Source organism: Streptomyces sp. NPDC017448 (assembly GCF_044330565.1).
Taxonomy (GTDB): domain Bacteria; phylum Actinomycetota; class Actinomycetes; order Streptomycetales; family Streptomycetaceae; genus Streptomyces.
Genome location: NZ_JBIRLM010000021.1, coordinates 49,653 through 68,367, shown reverse-complemented (window position 1 = coordinate 68,367; position 18,715 = coordinate 49,653). Strand labels below are relative to the sequence as shown.

Genomic DNA, 18,715 nt, shown 5'->3' with positions numbered 1-18,715 from the left:
ATCGAGAAGACGGGACGCCCCAGGACCCTGTGCGGCCCCCGCGTCCCGCCGTGCCGCCGAAACATGTTCGCGAAGAGGAGAAACGCCATGACCGCCGAGGCCGAGACCCCCCAGTCCACCGGTTCCTGCTGCTCGCCCACCGGCTCCTGCCACGACGGCGCGGCCGACGCGCAGAGCGGCCGGGCCGATGCCGTCACCACCGTGTACCAGGTCAAGGGCATGACCTGCGGCCACTGCGAGGGCGCCGTGTCGGAGGAGATCTCCGAGATCGCCGGCGTCACCTCGGTCACCGCCGCCGCCTCCACCGGCCTCGTCACCGTCACCTCCAAGGCCCCGCTGGACGAGGACGCCGTGCGTGCCGCCGTGGACGAGGCCGGGTACGAGCTGATCGGCCCGGCCGCCTGAGACGGTCCGCAGCCGTACCGCCCCGCCGCTCCGTCCGCCGTCGGGCCTTGCCCACCAGCCGATACTGGTGGGCAAGGCCCGATCCGCGTTGTTCCAGGAGTTCCGGACACGGCCGGCACAGCAGAGTCGGACGTGACCAACTCCTGGCCCAGTGGGAGCTCCACCTCCCCGCCGCCCTCGCCACGGCAGATCCGGGGCCGGTGATGAGCACCGGGACGGATGCGGCGATCGAGGCGAGCGACCTCACCTCGGTTCGTGGAGATCTCAAGGTGACGGCTGACGCAATCCGACTGTCCCGGCGTACCCTTGCCGCCATCAGGGGCGGCCCCTTCCGGGCCTTCGGGCGCAACGTCGCGGCCTTGCCCCTGGCTGCAAGTGGCCTGCTCAACCCTATGATCGCGGGAGCCGCCATGGCGTTTTCGTCCGTGTTCGCCGTCGCGAACAGCCTCTGGTTGCGCGCCTTCACGTAACTTCCACAACGAGACTTAGATCACACTGTTTTCAGGGTAACCATCCAGTGGGTTCGCGAGTCTTAGAGTGCGACTGCCAAGGATGTCTTGGGGGACGTCCGACGGAGTGTCTTGGGGGACGCTCCCGATGGCATGCATGCGTTGGCCGGGGTACGTGCACCGGGGAGCTTTGAGCGGCCCTCCCGTGCGTACGTTCCCCGGCAGATCGCGGCACAACAGAACAACGGGGGCCTCGGCCCCCGGCAGACGCCCGGCCGGATCCCGTGGGGGGAATCCGCTCCGGGATATGGGAAGCGCCCCGTCCGTCGACCCGTGGGGGGATCGACGGCGGGGCGCTTCTCGCTTCTTCCGGCCGCCCCGCCCGCGGGCGGGACCCCCGGGCGGGCCGGCCGCCACAGCCCCCGAAACGCCGAATCGCCCCGGATACCGCTCTCTGTGCGAAGCGCGGTACGCGGGGCGAAGACAGGCGGCCGGAGAGGCCGGGCACTACGGGCGGCGCGGGAACCGACGGCGCCGGCTCCCGCGGTACGGGGTCCGGGTCAGCGACCCTCGACGGGGACGAAGTCGCGCAGGACCTCGCCGGTGTAGATCTGGCGCGGACGGCCGATGCGGGAACCCGGCTCCTTGATCATCTCGTGCCACTGGGCGATCCAGCCGGGAAGGCGGCCGAGCGCGAAGAGCACGGTGAACATCTCGGTCGGGAAGCCCATGGCCCGGTAGATCAGACCGGTGTAGAAGTCCACGTTGGGGTAGAGGTTGCGCGAGACGAAGTAGTCGTCGGAGAGCGCGTGCTCCTCCAGCTTGAGCGCGATGTCGAGCAGCTCGTCGGACTTGCCGAGCGCGGACAGCACGTCGTGCGCGGCAGCCTTGATGATCTTGGCGCGCGGGTCGAAGGACTTGTACACCCGGTGGCCGAAGCCCATCAGGCGGACGCCGTCCTCCTTGTTCTTCACCTTGCGGATGAAGGAGTCGACGTCGCCGCCGTTGGCCTGGATGCCTTCCAGCATCTCCAGCACCGACTGGTTGGCACCGCCGTGCAGCGGGCCCCACAGGGCGGAGATGCCGGCGGAGATCGAGGCGAACATGTTCGCCTGCGAGGAGCCGACCAGGCGCACGGTGGAGGTCGAGCAGTTCTGCTCGTGGTCCGCGTGCAGGATGAGCAGCTTGTCCAGCGCCGAGACGACGACCGGGTCCAGCTCGTACTCCTGGGCGGGGACCGAGAAGGTCATGCGCAGGAAGTTCTCGACGTACCCGAGGTCGTTGCGCGGGTAGACGAAGGGGTGGCCGATCGACTTCTTGTAGGCGTACGCGGCGATCGTCGGGAGCTTCGCCAGGAGGCGGATCGTCGACAGGTGGCGCTGCTGCTCGTCGAACGGGTTGTGGCTGTCCTGGTAGAACGTGGACAGCGCGCTGACGACCGAGGACAGCATGGCCATCGGGTGGGCGTCGCGCGGGAAGCCGTCGAAGAACCGCTTGACGTCCTCGTGCAGCAGCGTGTGCTGGGTGATCTCGTTCTTGAAGGCGGCCAGCTCGTCGACCTTCGGCAGGTCGCCGTTGATCAGCGTGTACGCGACTTCGAGGAACGACGAGCGCTCGGCGAGCTGCTCGATCGGGTAGCCGCGGTAGCGCAGGATGCCCTGCTCACCGTCGAGGTACGTGATGGCGGATTTATAGGCGGCGGTGTTGCCGTATCCGCTGTCCAGCGTCACCAGGCCGGTATTGGCCCGGAGCTTCCCGATGTCGAAGCCCTTGTCGCCGACGGTGCTGTCGATCACCGGGTAGGTGTACTCGTCATCGCCGTACCGCAGTACTACAGCGTTGTTCGTCTGCTCGCTCACGTCATCCCTCACCGACGTAGTGCCTCTTCTTCGAGGTGCCCTGACTGTCTCCACCCTCCCCCATTCGGCTCAGGAGAGTGCACTCGGGGTCGTCCATTGGACCTACTGGCGGCACTGAGTGCCGCCAACTTACTCATCCTGCCCCCTCGCCTGCGGTTCCGGAAGACCTCCGTGATGTTTCCCACCGTTTTGATCGATCATTTTTGCCCAGGGGTCACGCGAAGTCTTCTCCTGAGCCGCCCCGAAGCCGGAAATCCAGCGCCGTACAGCGCCTACCTGCGGAAACCGTGCGGACCGCCTGGCCGATCGCCTTACGGGACCCGACGAGGACGACGAGCTTTTTGGCGCGCGTCACGGCCGTGTAGAGCAGGTTCCGCTGGAGCATCATCCAGGCCCCGGTGGTGACGGGGACGACGACGGCCGGGTACTCGCTGCCCTGGGAACGGTGGATGGTCATGGCGTACGCGTGGGCCAGCTCGTCCAGCTCGTCGAAGTCGTAGCCGATCTCCTCGTCCTCGTCGGTGTGGACGGTGAGCTTCTGTTCGTCCAGGTCGAGGGCGGTGACGACGCCGACGGTGCCGTTGAAGACGCCGTTCTCGCCCTTGTCGTAGTTGTTGCGGATCTGGGTGACCTTGTCGCCGACCCGGAAGACCCGGCCGCCGAACCGCTTCTCGGGGAGGTCGGGACGGCCCGGAGTGACGACCTGCTGGAGCAGTTCGTTCAGGCGGCCCGCCCCGGCCGGGCCCCGGTGCATGGGGGCGAGGACCTGCACGTCGCGGCGGGCGTCGAGGCCGAACTTGGCCGGAATGCGGCGGGCCGCCACATCGACGGCGAGCTTGCCCGCCTCCTCCGTCTCGTCCTCCACGAAGAGGAAGAAGTCGCTCAGCCCATCGGTGACCGGCGGTTTCCCGTCGTTGATCCGGTGGGCGTTCGTCACGACGCCGGACTGCTGGGCCTGGCGGAAGATCCGGGTGAGCCGGACGGCGGGGACGGGCCCGCCCTCCGCGAGCAGATCCCTCAGCACCTCCCCCGCGCCGACCGAGGGCAGTTGGTCGACATCGCCCACGAGCAGCAGATGGGCACCGGGTGCCACCGCCTTCACCAGCTTGTTGGCGAGGAGCAGGTCGAGCATCGACGCCTCGTCGACGACGACCAGATCGGCGTCGAGCGGGCGTTCCCGGTCGTACGCCGCGTCGCCGCCCGGCTTCAGCTCCAGCAGCCGGTGCACGGTGGACGCCTCGGCCCCGGTCAGCTCGGCGAGCCGCTTGGCGGCCCGCCCGGTGGGCGCGGCCAGCACGACCTTGGCCTTCTTCGCCCGCGCCAGCTCCACGATGGACCGGACCGTGAACGACTTGCCGCAGCCGGGCCCGCCGGTCAGCACGGCCACCTTCCGGCTGAGCGCGAGCCGTACGGCCTCCTCCTGCTCGGGTGCGAGGTCGGCCCCCGTGCGGGCGGCGAGCCAGGCCAGGGCCTTGGTCCAGTCCACGTCCCGGAAGGCCGGCATGCGGTCCTCGCCGGTGTGCAGCAGCCGCCTGACCTGCCCGGCGAGGGACAGTTCGGCCCGGTGGAAGGGGACCAGGTAGACCGCGGTGACCGGCTCGCCGCCCTCGGGGGACGGCACCTTCTCCCGTACGACGCCCTCGGGGTCGGCGGCCAGCTCGGCCAGGCACTCGATGACCAGTCCGGTGTCGACCTGGAGCAGTTTGACGCCGTCCGCGATCAGCCGCTCCTCGGGGAGGTAGCAGTGGCCCTGGTCGGAGGATTGGGACAGGGCGTACTGGAGGCCGGCCCTGACCCGTTCGGGGCTGTCGTGCGGGATGCCGACCGCCTGGGCGATGCGGTCGGCGGTGAGGAAGCCGATGCCCCAGACGTCGGCGGCCAGCCGGTAGGGCTGGTTCCGCACGACGGAGATCGAGGCGTCCCCGTACTTCTTGTAGATGCGGACGGCGATGGAGGTGGAGACGCCGACGCCCTGGAGGAAGACCATGACCTCCTTGATCGCCTTCTGCTCCTCCCAGGCGGCGGCGATCATCTTCGTGCGCTTGGGGCCGAGGCCGGGGACCTCGACGAGCCGCTTCGGTTCGTTCTCGATGATGTCGAGGGTCTCGACGCCGAAGTGGGTGGTGATCCGGTCGGCCATCACCGGCCCGATGCCCTTGATGAGCCCGGAGCCGAGGTAGCGCCGGATGCCCTGGACGGTGGCGGGCAGCACGGTGGTGTAGTTCTCCACGGTGAACTGCTTGCCGTACTGGGAGTGCGAGCTCCAACGGCCCTCCATCCGCAGCGACTCGCCCACCTGTGCGCCGAGCAGTGCGCCGACCACGGTGAGGAGGTCGCCGGCTCCGCGTCCGGTGTCGACGCGCGCGACCGTGTACCCGTTCTCCTCGTTGGCGTAGGTGATCCGCTCCAGGACCCCTTCGAGGACGGCCATGTTGGACATGACCCGACGCTACCGGGTGGCGCTGACAGCGGTGTCCGGGGCGGACGGGCCGACCGGGCGCCTCCGGGGGCATAGGGCCCGGCGGCCGGGGCGGGCGTCAGACGACGGGGAAGGCCGGGCCGCCGTTCTCGTACTCGTTCGCCAACAGCGTCTCCATGGTGGTGCGCAGGGTGCCGAGGAAGTCCTCGAACCGCTGGATCTCCTGCGGTGAGTACGCCGCCATCGCCTCGGCCATCCGCTCGGAGTAGGGGCCGAAGAACGCGATGGCCTTCGGCCGGATGCCGGGGCTGCTGCGCAGGGTCACCACCCGGCGGTCGGAGCTCTCGCGGGTGCGGACGATGTGCCCGGCCTGTTCGAGGCGCTTGAGGAGGATGGCGGTCGCGCCGGAGGAGAGCGAGACGCGTTCGCTGAGCCTGGCCGGAGAGAGGGGCGCGCCCTGGTCCTCCGCGTAGAGGATCTCGACGAGGGCGGCGGCGTCGGTGGAGTGCAGACCGAGCCAGGCGGCGAAACGGCGGGTGAACTCGGTGTAGTTGGCCCCGAAGGCGCGCAGGCCGTCCATCACGTGGCCGACCCGTACGGCCTCGCTGTCGGCGGCCGTGCGAGCGGAGCCCGCACCGCCCTCTTCGCCGTTGCCGCCCTCGCCGTCGGACCGGTGCCCGTTCGTCATTCGTGCCGCCCACTCTCTTCCCCGTCGCGCGGCGGGCCCCCGGCCGCGTCGCCCTCCACCTGCTTTGACAACCTACCCCGACCCATTTACCTTTGCGGCAAAGCAATCTACCTTTGCTGCAAAGCCACTTTGGGAGTCGAAGCAGCATGCTGACCGGACCCGCGGAATCCCCTCCCACCGCCCGCCAATGGCTGGGCCTCGTCGCCGTGGCGCTGGGTGTGGCGCTGATCGTCGTCGATCTGACGATCGTCAACGTGATCCTCGCGCCGATCATCGAAGACCTCTCCATCGGCTCCTCGGAGGCCCAGTGGATCCAGGAGTCGTACGCGATCACGTTCGCGGCGCTGCTGCTGGTCGCCGGACGCCTCAGCGATCTGTACGGAGCACGCCGGATCTTCCTGCTCGGCCTCGCCGTGTTCGGCGCGACGAGCCTGCTGGCCGCTCTGGCCCCCGGCGGGGGCCTGCTGATCCTCGCCCGGTTCGTCCAGGGCCTCGGCGGGGCCATGATGCTGCCCACCTCGCTGGCCCTGCTGAACGCCACCTTCACCGGACGGGCGCGCGGCCAGGCGTTCGCCGTGTGGGGCTCGACCATCGGGGCGGCGGCGGCCGTGGGCCCGTTGGCGGGCGGCCGGCTCGCGGACATCTCCTGGCGCTGGGCCTTCGGCATCAACCTCCCGCTGGTCGTCCTCGTCGTGGCGGGTGTGCTCCGGTACCTGGACGCGTCGCCCCGGGTGCGGGGCCGTATCGACGGCGTCGGCGCGGTGCTGTCGGCGGCGGGGCTGGGGCTGCTCTCCTTCGTCCTGATCGAAGGGCGCACCTACGGCTGGCTGATGACGACGGAGCCCCTGGAGCTCGGCGGCTTCTCGTGGACCGGCGGACTCTCGCCGGTGTTCGTGGCGCTGCTGCTGTCCGTGGCGGCGCTGGGCGCGTTCTGGCGCAGGCAGACCGTGCTGGGCCGGGCGGGCCGCGAACCGCTGATGGATGTGGGGTTGTTCTCCGTCCGGTCGTTCCGCAACGGCAACGTCGTCACGCTGATGGTCGGCCTCGGGGAGTTCGGCATCATCGCGGTGCTCCCGCTCTGGCTCCAGTTCGCCCTGGGCTACAGCGCGTTCGAGGCGGGCCTCGCCCTGGTCGCCCTGGCCGTCGGCAGTTTCGCCGCCTCCGGGGCGAGCTTCCCGATGGCCGCCACCGTCTCCGCCCTCGCCCAGGTGAGGATCGGCCTGGCACTGGAGGCCGCCGGCCTGGCGCTGCTGGCCCTGATCGCGTCCACGGACAGTGCCTGGTGGCTCATCGCCGGCGCGCTGTTCGTGTACGGGGTCGGCGTCGGCTTCGCCACGGCGCAGGTCACCAACATCGTCCTGGTGGACGTACCGGAACGGAGCGGCGGCCAGGCTTCGGGCATCCAGAGCGCGGCCCGCGAGCTGGGGTCGGCCCTCGGAATCGCCCTCCTGACCACGCTGTTCTTCACCACCCTGGCCTCCGGGACGGTCGACCGACTCACCCGTGCCGGCGCCGCGAGGGACGAAGCGGAACGGATCGGCGGGGTGGTGACGGACAGCGCCGGTTCGGTGATCGGCGCCCTCGCCCAGGACCCGCGTACGGCGTCGGCGGCGGAGGCGGCCCGCGAGGCGATGGCGGTCGGGGTGCAGGTCTCCGGGTACGTCTGCGCGGGGCTGCTGCTCCTGGCGCTGGTGGCGACGCTGTTCATGTCGCCGAAGACGGAGGGGAAAGGGAGGGGGAGCGTTCCGGCGGAACCCGGTCCATCGGAGGACCCGTCGAGTTCCCCCGCGGACGTGCACCCCGCGTGAAGAACTCGGTCGTCCGCGCCGGTCCCCCGCCCCCATGATGACCGCATGCCTCTGAACGACACCCTGGCCCGCGTGGACGCGGACCTCGCCGCCGGGCGGATACCGGTGGCCAGGCAGCGTCTGCGCGGGCTGGTCTCCTCCTACCCGCACGAGCCGGAGCCCCGTCGCCGGCTGGCCGCCGTCTACCGCCTGTACGGCGACGCGGCGGAGGCCGGCCGCTGGACGTACCTGGAGGAGGACCGCTCCCCGGAGGAGACGGCGGCCTTCGAGGAGCGGTACGCCAACGCCGTACGCCGGATGCGGGCCATGGCCTGGCGGGGCACGGAGGCGGACGCGCCGACGCCGTTCGCCGCCGGGCAGTTGGCCGCCGTACGGGAGGGCGCCTCGGACACCCTGGGGCGGGCGGTCACCTGGGACGGGCTGGCGGAGGTGAAGGGGGACGCGCGGGAGATCGGCCCGCTGGCCGACGCCCTGACGGGCATCGGGTGCCTGCTCCTCGCCGGAGTCCTCGGCGGGATCTGGCTCTACGGGCTGGTCTCGCTGTTCCGCTGAGACCCGGGGGGGGAGGGGGCGCGGGGGGTACGGCCGCCGACCGGGCCCCTTCCCCCTTGACGGGGAGCCGAAGCCCCCCGTGCTGACGTCCCCTGCCGTGCGCGCCGCAGGGCCTGCGGGGACCGACCGTTCGGGCGCATCAACCGGGGAGCCGGCTCGGCGCTTCTCCCGGGGCTCCCGATCCGCGTACGGCGTCGGCGGCGGAGGCAGCCCGCGAGGCGGTGGCGGCCGTTCGGCGTCGAGCGGGGCCGGGGCGGGGGTGTCCGTGGCTGCTGTGACGATGGAGGCATGAACACCTACCAGGACTGGTCCCTGATCCCCTCGCCCGCCCGGATCGTGTCGGGTGTCGCCTTCACCTCGGCGCTGTACGCCGCGGTGGACCTCGCGCCCGGGTACGCCCCCGGGCCGGAAGCGGTGGCGTACGACGACGGCGGGGGCAGCACCCTGGCGCTGGGGCTGGACGGGGCGGGCCCCGTACTCGTGGTGGACGACCACGACGAGCGCGACGCCCCGATGAGCCGCGAGCAGGTCGTGTCCGCCCTGGGGCTGACGGGGCTGCCGGGCCACCTCTCCCCCGCCGACGACCGGACGTTCTGCGGGGCGGCCCGCTGGGACGGCCGGTCCTGGTCGCCCGCCTTCGGCGTGCCGGGCCAGGTGGTCGGCAATCTGGTGGACGACCTCCACCTCCTGGGCGAGGCCGACCAGATCCTGGGCGACGTGGCGGGGGGCGAGGCCGAACGCCCGGCCCTGGCCGCCCTCCTGGGGGCCGTCCGGAAGGGTTCCTGGAGCCGGGACACCATGGCGGCGGCCCTGCGCCTCACCCCGTACGAGGAGGACGAGGAGCTGGAGGCGGAGCCCGACGTGGACGCCGCGACGGAGGCGCTGGAGGTGTACCGGCCGGTGCTGCTGCGGCTCCTCTGAGCCCCGGCCCTCCGGCGGCCCACCCGAAACCCCCGGTCCGTCGTGCCACCCTCTTCCGTCCGCCCCGGGCCGCACCGCGGTGCCGGGTGGAGCGACGGCAAGAGGCTCAGCGAACCGAGGGCCGGCCCATGGAAGGTCCTCCTCCGGTTTGGGTGCCTCCGCGCCCGGACCGAGTCGGGTTCCTCCGCGCCCGGTCCGAGTCGGTCCGGTCCCGCCCGGTCCGGCAGGAGGGCTTCGGGGCTCGGTCCCGCGGCGCGCCGCGACGCGCGCGCTCCGGCGCGGGGCGCCCGCTCAGCCCATGCTCGCGGCGACCTCGCTGCGCAGTTGCGGCAGCTTGTCGTGCAGCACCCCCGGGCAGAGCGTGTCGCCGAAGTCCTTGTGACCGTAGATGCGGCTCGGCGCGATGCCGTACTGGTGGCAGGCGTACGCGCACAGCGCCACCAGGACCTCCCACTGGGCCCTCGGCGGCTGTGCGCCGTCGTGGTACGCGCCCTCGTTGGCGATCCCGAGGCCCGCCCCGTTCTGGCCGGAGGTGTGCGCGCCCATGACGAAGTCCCGGCCGCCCCGCAGCGTGCCGAGGCTCTGGTGGCGGCCCTCGGTGATCCAGCCGCCCCGGCTGACGAGGAAGTGGTAACCGGTGTCGCTCCACCCGTTCTTGTCCATGTGCAGGTCCTGCACCCAGTGGGCGTGGCGGTGGGCCTGGGCGCGGGAGACGTCCGAGGTGTTGGCGCTGACCGTGTGGTGCACGACGATCATCGTCGGCCGCTTGCCCACCAGCGCGATCGGCCCCTGCGGCGCACGGGCCTTCCACTGGGCCGTGCCGTCGATGTCCGGTTCGACGACGTCCCGGGAGCGGCCGAGGGCGTGGGCCGCGCCGGGGAGGGCGGCGGCGGCCAGACCGCCGGCCCCGGCGAGGAGGAGGCGGCGGCGGGACGGCGGGGGAAGGTTCACGGCTGACTCCTGGCGTGGGGCGGCGGACGCGGGGGCGTGGCGGGGGGCGCTCGATGGGGACGGTGCGGCCGGGTGAGCCGGGGGCGGGCCGGCTCACCCGGCCGCCGTGCGGAGGTGAGCCGCTAGGCGGTGTTGTTGGCGAGGGCCTGGAGCCGGGTCATGCTGCCGTTGAACTTGTTGCGGTCCACGTCGCCGGAGACCCCGGAGACCCGCCCGGTGGCCGTGTACTGCCAGATCGTCCAGGTGGGGAAGCCGCTGGGGATGTTCGGGCTGGCGGTGCCCCAATGCGCCACCCAGAGCGGGGATTTGGTGGACATACCGGTCCAGTTGCCGGTGCAGGTGTTCCACCAGGAGGCCGTCGTGTAGATGACGACGTCCCGCGTGGTGCGGGCCTTGTACGTGTTGTAGAAGTCGTTGATCCAGGTGCGCATCTGCGTCGTGGAGAGGCCGTAGCACATGGCTCCGTACGGGTTGTGCTCGATGTCCAGCACACCGGGGAGGGTCTTGCCGTCCCTGGACCAGCCGCCGCCGTTGCTCGCGAAGTAGCCTGCCTGCGTCGCGCCGTTGGAGATGTCGGGGCGGGCGAAGTGGTACGCGCCCCGGATCAGGCCGGCGTTGTAGGAGCCGGTGTAGTTCGCGCTGAAGCGGCTGTCCTTGAAGCCGGTGCCCTCGGTGGCCTTCATGTAGGCGAAGTCGATGCCCGCGGCCTTCACCGAGCCCCAGTTGATCGCCCCCTGCCAGTGGGAGACGTCGATGCCCTGGACGCCGCTGGTGTCCATCGGCGTCACGCCGCCCGCCGTCGCGGAGGCGGGGCCCTGCTCGATACGGGTGCCCGCCCCCATCCACGCGTGGCCCTGCCGGACCGGCTCGTCGGGCGCGGGCGGCGCGGCGGCGGCCGGGCCCGCGCCGGTCAGGACCAGCGCGGCGGCGGCGCCGAGGGCGCCGGCTGCGGTCAGGGCCCTCCTGGATCTCTTGAGTCGGCGGGACGGAGAACGGTACGCGGACATGGCCACCTCCGGGCACGTGGATGGGAGAGAGCCATGGCCATCCGATAATCGGATGGCCATGAACATGTCACGAGTAACGCACGGACCGGGAGAGGCGTAAAGAGGCCCTTCGGTCTAGACCTGTGCCGCCGCCCCCCACCTGCGAAAACATCCCGGAAGGGCGAGAATTTTCATTCCTGAAGGCCGACCTCCCCGCAGCCGCCGCCCTTCCGTTGACCACATTATTCAAACTTGACTAGACTGGGGACATGGCCGAGACGACGATCCCGATGCTTCCCTGCCGGTCCTCTCTGATCGAGTCCGTCCTCGACTTCTACACCGCCCTGGGTTTCGCGACGACGTACCTCCAGAAGAGCCCGTACGCGTACGCCGTGGTCGAACGGGGCGCGATCGAGCTCCAGTTCTACGGCATGAAGGGTTACGAACCCGCCTCCTCCCACTCCGGGTGCTACGTCCTCACCGATGACGTGGACGGTCTGCACGCGGCGTTCCGGGCGGGGCTCAAGGCGGCCCGCGGGCGGGTTCCGACGCGGGGGCTGCCGCGCATCGGGCCGCTCAAGGACATGACGTACGGCGTGCGGCAATTCCTGATCACCGACCCGACCGGGAACACGATCCGGATCGGGCAGCCGGTCGGCGAGGACCACAGCCACCGGCCCGCCCCTAAGGAGACGTTCGCCCGCGCGCTGCACATGGCGGACCTCTTCGCGGACTCCAAGCAGGACCTGCCGGGCGCCGCGAAGATCATCGACCGGGCGCTGGGGCTCACGGACGAGTCCCCCACCCCCGCGCAGAAGTTGCGGCTGCTCGTCCTGCGCGGGGACATCGCCCAGCGGATGGGCGAGGTGGAGCGGGCGGCAGGGCTGCTGGAAGCGGCGGCACGGGTCGACCTCGACGCGGAGGGGCGAGAGGCGGCGAACGACGCGCTGGCCCGGCTGGCGGAGCTGCGGGGCTGAGGCGGCGCCCCGGGGCCGGGGCGGGGGCCGGACCCGGCGGCCTGCCCGCGCGGAGCCTCAGACCGACGGCGTCAGCTTCTTCGCCGTACTGCAGTGCTCGGTCCGCTCGTGCCGCCGCAGTTGCACGGCCGTCAGGACGAACAGCGCCGTGAACGCCAGCAGGAAGATCCCCGCGATCTCGGCCTGCCGACCGCCCGCGTCCCGGTCCGCCTGGAGGACGAGAACCAGCAGGGAGATGAGCATCCCGCCGAGGTAGACCGGCCGGATCCGCCGCAACTGCCGTACGGCACGGGGTGCGAGAGCTACACGCTTCGAGGTGGCCATGTGCGCCGGGTACCCCGGGTGCGGCCGACCACTCACCCGGCCGGGGACCGCCGGCGACCCGCCTGCCGGGGCCCTCGGACCCCCGTGGGCGCCGTTCGCCCTGCCCCCCCGGCCCCCGTGGTCACCGTCCGCCGCGCCCCCAGGCCCCCGTGGTCACCGTCCGCCGTCGTCGCCGGTCGTCCAGGCCGTCCGGTCCCGGTCGCCCCGGCCGTCGTCCGCCCCCGCCGCCCCGCGCGTAATTCGGTGGCCGGTCGCGCGGCGCCCTTGTTACGGTGCTCGCTCCCGGCTGCGGGCCCGACCGCGGGCGACGTCTGGGCGTGAGCCCTGGAAAGCAGTTGATGTATGCCCCGGCCAGTGATTCCGAGCCTCCCTCGTCGCGCCTGTGGCGCCGGGGCGACCGGGCCTGACCGTCCGCGGCCGCCGTACGCGACCGACTGCTGACACCTCACGACCGGCTGACATCGCGCAGCCGTCCGGCCCCGCTCCACGCACACCGCTGACGCGAGGGGCGCTCGGTACTTCCCTGCTGCTTCGTTCCCCACCTTCGGCAAGGAGTATCCGGGTGTCACACGACAACCCCCAGCACCGCTCAGCCCTGCCCTCCCCGTCCCCCATCTCCTCCCTGTCCACCTTCACCTGCGTCCGCTGCGGACTCACCGTCGCCGCGTACGCGCCCGACGGCGGCCGGCGCAACCACTGCCCCAGCTGCCTGCACTCCCAGCACCTCGTCGACCACGTCGAGGGCGGCCGCTCCGACTGCGAGGGCCGGATGGCCCCGATCTCGATCGCGGTGCTGCGGACCGGCGACTGGATGGTCGTCCACCGCTGCACCCGGTGCGACGAGCTGACCTCGAACCCGGTCTGCGGGGACGACAACCAGCTGATCCTGATGCGGATGGCCGTACGCCCGCTGGCCCAGCCGCCGTTTCCGCTCGAAGCCTTCGGTGACCTGTGAACCGGGCGGGCGGAACCGGGAACGGGCCCCTCGGCGCCACCGGGACGGGCGGACGCACTCCGGCCGGGAGGTCCCGATGACGCGGCGCAGACCCCGGCGGTCCTCGGAGCGCCGTCCGCAGCGGCCCAAGGACGTGCTGCACGGCCCCGAGGGCGCGCGCGGCGACGCGTTCCGGTGCGTCGGGTGCCGGCTCGACGTGCCGCTCGCGGCCCCGGGCACCGCCCACCGCAACCACTGCCCGTCCTGCCTGGTCAGTCTGCACGTGGACGGCCGGGTGCCCGGCGACCGGGCGGCGGGGTGCCGGGGGCGGATGGCGGCGTTGAGCCTGTCCGTGCGGCAGGACGGCGAGTGGATGCTCATCCACCACTGCCTCGCGTGCGGACGGCTCAGCGCCAACCGCATCGCGGGCGACGACAACGCGCTGGCGCTCATCCGCCTGGCGCTGCGGCCGCTCGCGGACGCGGGCGTCCCCGCGCGGGCGATGCTCGCGCTGTGACGCGGGGGCCGTCCGGCGACCACCGGACGGCCCTCGGCACGGAGGGCCAGGGCTCCCCGCGACCGCCGGCACGGAAGTACCAGGGCTCCCCGCGACCGCCGGGCGGCGTCCGGTGCGGAGGTCCAGGTCCACCGGCGGTCGCCGGGCGGCGGCGAGCGCGGAGCAGAGGGCCGCCCGGCGGCTTCGGGGCGGACAGGGCGGACAGGGCGGACAGGGCGGACAGCGGAATGGGGCCCGGCCTCGCGGCCGGACCCCCCTCGCGTTCCCCTCCCGTCGGGCCTTCCCGTTCCCCCCGGACCCCTCCCCGGAAGTCCCGACGCCCTGTGTGACCCGGGGGGGTACCCAAAGGTTGCAGCCCTTTGCGATCTCTTTACCTTCAGGTGGGGGCGGGGCTCTCAGCAGGCATGTCGCGCATAGCGGTCCGCCACTTCCGCGAGGACTTCCGCCCCGTCGCGGGCCCACAGCGCCTCGTTGAAGATCTCCACCTCGATCGGGCCGTCGAAGCCCGCGGCCTCCACCGCCCGCCGGAACGCACGGAAGTCCACGCATCCATCGCCCAGTTGGCCGCGCCCCAGCAGAACGCCCGCCGGGAGCGGGGTGATCCAGTCGGCCAACTGGAAGGAGTGGATGCGGCCGCCCGCCCCCGCCCGGGCGATCTCGGCCGGGGCCCGGTCGTCCCACCACAGGTGGTAGGTGTCCACCACCACACCGACCTGCTCGGCCGGGAAGCGCTCAGCCAGGTCCAGCGCCTGGCCGAGGGTGGAGACCACGCAGCGGTCGGACGCGTACATCGGGTGCAGGGGTTCGATCGCCAGGCGCACACCGCGCTCGGCGGCGTACGGGGCCAGCTCCCCCAGGGCGTCGGCCACCCGCTCGCGGGCCCCGTGCAGATCGCGGCTGCCGGGCGGGAGGCCGCCGGAGACCAGGACCAGGGTGTCGGTGGACAGGGCCGCCGCCTCGTCGATCGCCGCCCGGTTGTCGTCCAGCGCGCGGGCGCGTTCGGCGGGGTCGAGAGCGGTGAGGAAACCGCCCCGGCAGAGGCTGGTGACGGTGAGCCCGGCGGCCGACAGGAGCCGTGCCGCGCGCTCGACGCCGTACGCCTGCACGGGGGCGCGCCACAGGCCCACCCGGCCGACGCCCGCCTTGACGCAGCCCTCGGCCAGCTCCTCCAACGACCACTGCTTGATGGTTTCCTGGTTGATGCTCAGGCGCGTGAGGTCGTGGGTCATCGGGTGCCTCCGTGGACCGCGAGCAGGGCGCGCATGCGGTGCGCCGCCAGCTCCGGGTCGGGGAACAGGCCGAGTCCGTCGGCCAGTTCGTACGCCTTCGCCAGGTGCGGCAGCGAGCGGGCCGACTGGAGCCCGCCCACCATCGTGAAGTGGTCCTGGTGCCCGGCGAGCCAGGCCAGGAACACCACGCCCGTCTTGTAGAAGCGGGTGGGGCGCTGGAAGAGGTGGCGGGACAGTTCGACCGTGGGGTCCAGCAGGGCCCGGAAGCCCTCGGCGTCCCCCGTGTCCAGCACCCGTACCGCGTGGGCGGCCAGCGGGCCCAGCGGGTCGAAGATGCCCAGCAGGGCGTGGCTGAAGCCGCGTTGGTCACCCCCGATCAGCTCGGGGTAGTGGAAGTCGTCGCCCGTGTAGCAGCGCACCCCGCCCGGCAGGCGGCGGCGGACGTCGATCTCGCGGGCCGCGTCCAGAAGGGAGATCTTGACGCCGTCGACCTTGTCCGGGTGTTCGGCGATCACCTTGAGGAAGGTGTCGGTGGCCTCGTCGAGGTCGGCGCTTCCCCAGTAGCCCTCCAGGGCCGGGTCGAACATCGGGCCCAGCCAGTGCAGGATCACCGGTTCGGACGTCTGGCGCAGGAGACGGGCGTACGTCGCGAGGTAGTCCTCCGGGCCCTGTGCGGCGCGGGCCAGGGCGCGCGAGGCCATGAGGATCGGCTGGACGCCGTGCTCCTCGGCCAGCGCCAACTGCTCCTCGTACGCGGCGGTGACCTCCGCGAGGGTGGCCGCGCCGCCCTCGGGCAGCTGGTCGGTGCCGACGCCGCAGGCGATCCGGCCGCCCACCGCCTTCGCCTCGGCGGCGGAGCGGCGGATCAGTTCGGCCGCGCCCGCCCAGTCCAGGCCCATGCCGCGCTGGGCGGTGTCCATGGCCTCCGCGACGCCCAGCCCGTGGGCCCACAGGTGGCGGCGGAAGGCGAGTGTGGACTCCCAGTCGACGGCGGCGGGGTCGCCCGGGGCGGTGTCCGCGTAAGGGTCGGCGACCACGTGTGCGGCCGAGAAGACGGTACGGGAGGTGGGCGCGGACGCCCCCGGGGCCAGGTCGAGCGGGGTGGTGCGGGGCGTGTAGGGGCCCTGCGGGAGGTGGAGGGTGGTCGTCGTCACGGCAGCGGCTCCCCGTCGGGGCGCCACGCGCTCGGGCAGTACGTCACAGGGTCAGCTCCGGGAGGTCGAAGCGGCGGCCCTCGGCGGAGGACTTCAGCCCCAGTTCGGCCAGTTGGACGCCCCGGGCGCCGGCCAGCAGGTCCCAGGTGTACGGCTCGTCCAGGACCACGTGGCGCAGGAACAGCTCCCACTGCGCCTTGAAGCCGTTGTCGAACTCCTGGTTGTCCGGGACCTCCTGCCACTGGTCGCGGAAGGACTCGGTGACCGGGAGGTCCGGGTTCCAGACGGGCTTGGGGGTCGCCGAGCGGTGCTGGACACGGCAGTTGCGCAGCCCGGCGACCGCCGAGCCGTGGACGCCGTCGACCTGGAACTCGACCAGCTCGTCGCGGTTGACCCGTACCGCCCAGGAGGAGTTGATCTGGGCGACGGCCCCGCTCGCCAGCTGGAAGATGCCGTACGCGGCGTCGTCGGCGGTCGCCTCGTACGGCTCGCCCCGCTCGTCCCAGCGCCGCGGAACGTGCGTCCGCACGTGGGCGGTGACGGAGGCGACCGGGCCGAACAGCTCGTGCAGCACGTACTCCCAGTGCGGGAACATGTCCACGACGATGCCGCCGCCGTCCTCCGCGCGGTAGTTCCAGGAGGGGCGCTGGGCTTCCTGCCAGTCGCCCTCGAAGACCCAGTAGCCGAACTCCCCGCGCACGGACAGGATCTCGCCGAAGAAGCCGCCGTCGATGAGGCGCTTGAGCTTGCGCAGGCCCGGCAGGAAGATCTTGTCCTGGACCACGCCGTTCTTGACGCCGGCGTCCCGGGCGAGCCGGGCCAGGTCGAGCGCCCCCTCCAGGTCCGTGGCGGTCGGCTTCTCGGTGTAGACGTGCTTGCCCGCCGCGATCGCCTTCTTGACCGCCTCCACCCGGGCCGACGTGACCTGGGCGTCGAAGTAGATCTCGACCGTGTCGTCCGCCAGGACCGCGTCCAGGTCGGTGGACCACTCCGTCAGGCCGTGGCGCCCGGCCAGCTCCTCCAGGGCGTGGGCCCTGCGGCCGACGAGCACGGGCTCGGGCCACACCACCTCGCCGCCGCCGAGATCGAGGCCGCCCTGTTCGCGGATGGCGAGGATCGAGCGCACCAGGTGCTGCCGGTATCCCATGCGTCCCGTGACGCCGTTCATGGCGATGCGCACTGTCCTGCGTGTCACGAAAGTCCTTCCCTACAGCCGTAGCAAGCGCTTTCTATCGGGGGTGACGCTAGCCTGCCGCAAGCGGCCGGACAAGAGGGGGCCGCACGGCATCTCCACGGAGGACAGCGATGACAGTCACCCTGGCGGATGTGGCGGCGCGCGCCCGGGTGTCGCCCGCCACCGTCTCCCGCGTACTGAACGGCAACTACCCGGTGGCGGCCTCGACGCGGGAGCGGGTCCTGCGCGCGGTGGACGACCTCGACTACGTGCTCAACGGGCCCGCCAGCTCCCTCGCGGCGGCCACCTCGGACCTGGTCGGCATCCTGGTCAACGACATCGCCGACCCGTTCTTCGGGATCATGGCGGGGGCGGCGCAGACGCAGATCGGCAGGCCCGGGGACGGTTCGGGGCGGGCGGGCGGCGAGAAGCTGGCCGTCATCTGCAACACCGGGGGCTCCCCGGAGCGCGAACTCACCTATCTCACCCTCCTCCAGCGCCAGCGCGCCGCCGCCGTCGTCCTCACCGGGGGCGCGGTCGAGGACCCGGGGCACCAGGCGGCGATCGCCGCGAAGCTGGCGAAGCTGGCGGACGCGGGCACCCGGATCGTCTTCTGCGGGCGGCCCCCGCTGCCCGAGGGGGACGCGCTCGTCGCCGCGCTCGTCTTCGACAACCGGGGCGGGGGCCGACGGCTCACCGAGCACCTGCTCTCGCTCGGCCACCGCAGGATCGGCTACGTCGCCGGGCCCCCGGAGCGGACCACCACCCGGCACCGCCTGGAGGGCCACCGGGAGGCACTGCGCGCCGCCGGGCCGGCGGAGGGCGGCGAGAAGGGCGAGGGGGCCGGTGGCCAGGGGCACGGCGGCACGGGGGCCGGTGACGACGACCGGCTCATCGTGCACGGCCCTTACGACCGGCGCTCCGGCTACGAGGCCACCCTCGAACTCCTGCGCAGGGCCCCGGACGTGACGGCGATCGTGGCCGCCAACGACACCGTGGCGCTGGGCGCGTGCGCGGCCGTACGGGACCAGGGGATGCGCATCCCGCAGGACATCTCGGTCGCGGGCTTCGACGACCTGCCGTTCTCGGTGGACGCGGTGCCCGCCCTCACGACGGTCCGGCTGCCCCTCTTCGAGGCGGGGGCCCGGGCCGGGCGGCTCGCGATGGGCAAGGAGAACCCTCCGCCGGGCGGCATCGCCGCCATCGCCGCCGAGCTGATGATCCGGGGGTCCACGGCGGCGCCGAGGGGATGAGCCGGGCCGGGAGCGGCGCTCGGGACGGGCGGCTCCCGGGGCGCGGACCGTCCCGCCGGTCGAGCCCGCCGCTCCTGGTGCGCGCCGCCGCCGTACCAGGCGGCCCCGGACGACC

Annotated in this window: 17 protein-coding genes and 1 pseudogene; 9 read left to right on the top strand and 9 right to left on the bottom strand. The window is 72.4% G+C overall.

The features are described 5' to 3' along the window. Window positions 1-87: 87 nt before the first annotated feature. Both ACH4K1_RS27545 and ACH4K1_RS27540 read left to right on the top strand, forming a co-directional pair. Window positions 88-405, top strand: coding sequence for a heavy-metal-associated domain-containing protein (locus ACH4K1_RS27545; protein WP_398092271.1), 318 nt, complete (start codon window positions 88-90; stop codon window positions 403-405). Window positions 406-575: 170 nt separating this feature from the next. Next, window positions 576-875: pseudogene (locus tag ACH4K1_RS27540) on the top strand (heavy metal translocating P-type ATPase); the annotation flags it as partial. 539 nt (window positions 876-1,414) lie between these two features. Here ACH4K1_RS27540 and ACH4K1_RS27535 read toward each other — a convergent pair. The 3 genes from ACH4K1_RS27535 to ACH4K1_RS27525 all read right to left on the bottom strand — a co-directional run bounded on the left by ACH4K1_RS27535 (window position 1,415) and on the right by ACH4K1_RS27525 (window position 5,820). After that, window positions 1,415-2,713 carry a citrate synthase gene (locus tag ACH4K1_RS27535; protein WP_030121245.1) on the bottom strand — a complete coding sequence of 433 codons (1,299 nt, stop codon included), beginning with the start codon at window positions 2,711-2,713 and terminating at the stop codon, window positions 1,415-1,417. A gap of 214 nt (window positions 2,714-2,927) precedes the next feature. Continuing rightward, complete coding sequence (locus ACH4K1_RS27530) at window positions 2,928-5,153, bottom strand: ATP-dependent RecD-like DNA helicase (RefSeq protein WP_398092270.1); 2,226 nt, start codon at window positions 5,151-5,153, stop codon at window positions 2,928-2,930. A gap of 97 nt (window positions 5,154-5,250) precedes the next feature. Further along, the gene (locus tag ACH4K1_RS27525; protein WP_398092269.1) at window positions 5,251-5,820 is read right to left on the bottom strand and encodes a MarR family winged helix-turn-helix transcriptional regulator; all 570 of its coding nucleotides are present in this window, start codon (window positions 5,818-5,820) and stop codon (window positions 5,251-5,253) included. A gap of 146 nt (window positions 5,821-5,966) precedes the next feature. On the opposite strand from ACH4K1_RS27525, the gene ACH4K1_RS27520 reads away from it, so the two are divergent. The 3 genes from ACH4K1_RS27520 to ACH4K1_RS27510 all read left to right on the top strand — a co-directional run bounded on the left by ACH4K1_RS27520 (window position 5,967) and on the right by ACH4K1_RS27510 (window position 9,101). Then, window positions 5,967-7,628 (top strand): MFS transporter, encoded by a 1,662-nt coding sequence (locus ACH4K1_RS27520; protein ID WP_398092268.1) that lies wholly within the window; start codon window positions 5,967-5,969, stop codon window positions 7,626-7,628. 45 nt (window positions 7,629-7,673) lie between these two features. Continuing rightward, complete coding sequence (locus ACH4K1_RS27515) at window positions 7,674-8,180, top strand: DUF6584 family protein (RefSeq protein ID WP_398092267.1); 507 nt, start codon at window positions 7,674-7,676, stop codon at window positions 8,178-8,180. Between the two features lie 288 nt (window positions 8,181-8,468). Continuing rightward, complete coding sequence (locus tag ACH4K1_RS27510; RefSeq protein WP_398092266.1) at window positions 8,469-9,101, top strand: hypothetical protein; 633 nt, start codon at window positions 8,469-8,471, stop codon at window positions 9,099-9,101. A 291-nt stretch (window positions 9,102-9,392) separates the two neighbouring features. On the opposite strand, the gene ACH4K1_RS27505 is transcribed toward ACH4K1_RS27510, so the two are convergent. Beyond that, window positions 9,393-10,052 (bottom strand): peptidoglycan recognition family protein, encoded by a 660-nt coding sequence (locus ACH4K1_RS27505; RefSeq protein WP_398092265.1) that lies wholly within the window; start codon window positions 10,050-10,052, stop codon window positions 9,393-9,395. Between the two features lie 122 nt (window positions 10,053-10,174). After that, complete coding sequence (locus tag ACH4K1_RS27500) at window positions 10,175-11,059, bottom strand: lysozyme (RefSeq protein WP_398092264.1); 885 nt, start codon at window positions 11,057-11,059, stop codon at window positions 10,175-10,177. A 248-nt stretch (window positions 11,060-11,307) separates the two neighbouring features. Between ACH4K1_RS27500 and ACH4K1_RS27495 the strand changes: the two genes are divergently transcribed. Then, window positions 11,308-12,015, top strand: coding sequence for a bleomycin resistance protein (locus tag ACH4K1_RS27495; protein ID WP_398092263.1), 708 nt, complete (start codon window positions 11,308-11,310; stop codon window positions 12,013-12,015). 57 nt (window positions 12,016-12,072) lie between these two features. Here ACH4K1_RS27495 and ACH4K1_RS27490 read toward each other — a convergent pair whose 3' ends face one another. Then, complete coding sequence (locus tag ACH4K1_RS27490; RefSeq protein ID WP_228991288.1) at window positions 12,073-12,339, bottom strand: hypothetical protein; 267 nt, start codon at window positions 12,337-12,339, stop codon at window positions 12,073-12,075. A 562-nt stretch (window positions 12,340-12,901) separates the two neighbouring features. Between ACH4K1_RS27490 and ACH4K1_RS27485 the strand changes: the two genes are divergently transcribed. Together ACH4K1_RS27485 and ACH4K1_RS27480 are read left to right on the top strand one after the other, a co-directional pair. Further along, window positions 12,902-13,294, top strand: a complete 393-nt coding sequence (locus ACH4K1_RS27485; RefSeq protein ID WP_398092262.1) for an RNHCP domain-containing protein — start codon at window positions 12,902-12,904, stop codon at window positions 13,292-13,294. Between the two features lie 76 nt (window positions 13,295-13,370). Further along, on the top strand, window positions 13,371-13,790 hold the full coding sequence (locus tag ACH4K1_RS27480; protein ID WP_398092261.1) for an RNHCP domain-containing protein: 420 nt from the start codon (window positions 13,371-13,373) through the stop codon (window positions 13,788-13,790). Window positions 13,791-14,185: 395 nt separating this feature from the next. Here ACH4K1_RS27480 and ACH4K1_RS27475 read toward each other — a convergent pair whose 3' ends face one another. From ACH4K1_RS27475 to ACH4K1_RS27465, 3 genes are read right to left on the bottom strand one after another with little or no spacing between them, the layout of a single operon-like run. After that, window positions 14,186-15,019: a sugar phosphate isomerase/epimerase family protein gene (locus ACH4K1_RS27475; protein WP_398092260.1), complete on the bottom strand. Its 834-nt coding sequence runs from the start codon at window positions 15,017-15,019 to the stop codon at window positions 14,186-14,188. After that, window positions 15,016-16,173 carry a dihydrodipicolinate synthase family protein gene (locus ACH4K1_RS27470; RefSeq protein WP_398092259.1) on the bottom strand — a complete coding sequence of 386 codons (1,158 nt, stop codon included), beginning with the start codon at window positions 16,171-16,173 and terminating at the stop codon, window positions 15,016-15,018. The genes ACH4K1_RS27475 and ACH4K1_RS27470 overlap by 4 nt, the downstream gene beginning before the upstream one ends. 43 nt (window positions 16,174-16,216) lie before the next feature. Beyond that, on the bottom strand, window positions 16,217-17,368 hold the full coding sequence (locus tag ACH4K1_RS27465; protein ID WP_398092258.1) for a Gfo/Idh/MocA family protein: 1,152 nt from the start codon (window positions 17,366-17,368) through the stop codon (window positions 16,217-16,219). A 110-nt stretch (window positions 17,369-17,478) separates the two neighbouring features. Here ACH4K1_RS27465 and ACH4K1_RS27460 point away from each other — a divergent pair, with 110 nt between their 5' ends. Further along, window positions 17,479-18,600 (top strand): LacI family DNA-binding transcriptional regulator, encoded by a 1,122-nt coding sequence (locus ACH4K1_RS27460; protein ID WP_398092257.1) that lies wholly within the window; start codon window positions 17,479-17,481, stop codon window positions 18,598-18,600. Window positions 18,601-18,715: the final 115 nt, after the last annotated feature.

What these genes read in the sequence shown, in the direction of transcription:
- ACH4K1_RS27545 (WP_398092271.1), top strand. Translation starts at nt 88, where the DNA reads ATGACCGCCGAGGCCGAGACCCCCCAGTCCACCGGTTCCTGCTGCTCG.
- ACH4K1_RS27530 (WP_398092270.1), bottom strand. Translation starts at nt 5,153, where the DNA reads ATGTCCAACATGGCCGTCCTCGAAGGGGTCCTGGAGCGGATCACCTAC.
- ACH4K1_RS27525 (WP_398092269.1), bottom strand. Translation starts at nt 5,820, where the DNA reads ATGACGAACGGGCACCGGTCCGACGGCGAGGGCGGCAACGGCGAAGAG.
- ACH4K1_RS27520 (WP_398092268.1), top strand. Translation starts at nt 5,967, where the DNA reads ATGCTGACCGGACCCGCGGAATCCCCTCCCACCGCCCGCCAATGGCTG.
- ACH4K1_RS27515 (WP_398092267.1), top strand. Translation starts at nt 7,674, where the DNA reads ATGCCTCTGAACGACACCCTGGCCCGCGTGGACGCGGACCTCGCCGCC.
- ACH4K1_RS27510 (WP_398092266.1), top strand. Translation starts at nt 8,469, where the DNA reads ATGAACACCTACCAGGACTGGTCCCTGATCCCCTCGCCCGCCCGGATC.
- ACH4K1_RS27500 (WP_398092264.1), bottom strand. Translation starts at nt 11,059, where the DNA reads ATGTCCGCGTACCGTTCTCCGTCCCGCCGACTCAAGAGATCCAGGAGG.
- ACH4K1_RS27495 (WP_398092263.1), top strand. Translation starts at nt 11,308, where the DNA reads ATGGCCGAGACGACGATCCCGATGCTTCCCTGCCGGTCCTCTCTGATC.
- ACH4K1_RS27490 (WP_228991288.1), bottom strand. Translation starts at nt 12,339, where the DNA reads ATGGCCACCTCGAAGCGTGTAGCTCTCGCACCCCGTGCCGTACGGCAG.
- ACH4K1_RS27480 (WP_398092261.1), top strand. Translation starts at nt 13,371, where the DNA reads ATGACGCGGCGCAGACCCCGGCGGTCCTCGGAGCGCCGTCCGCAGCGG.
- ACH4K1_RS27475 (WP_398092260.1), bottom strand. Translation starts at nt 15,019, where the DNA reads ATGACCCACGACCTCACGCGCCTGAGCATCAACCAGGAAACCATCAAG.
- ACH4K1_RS27460 (WP_398092257.1), top strand. Translation starts at nt 17,479, where the DNA reads ATGACAGTCACCCTGGCGGATGTGGCGGCGCGCGCCCGGGTGTCGCCC.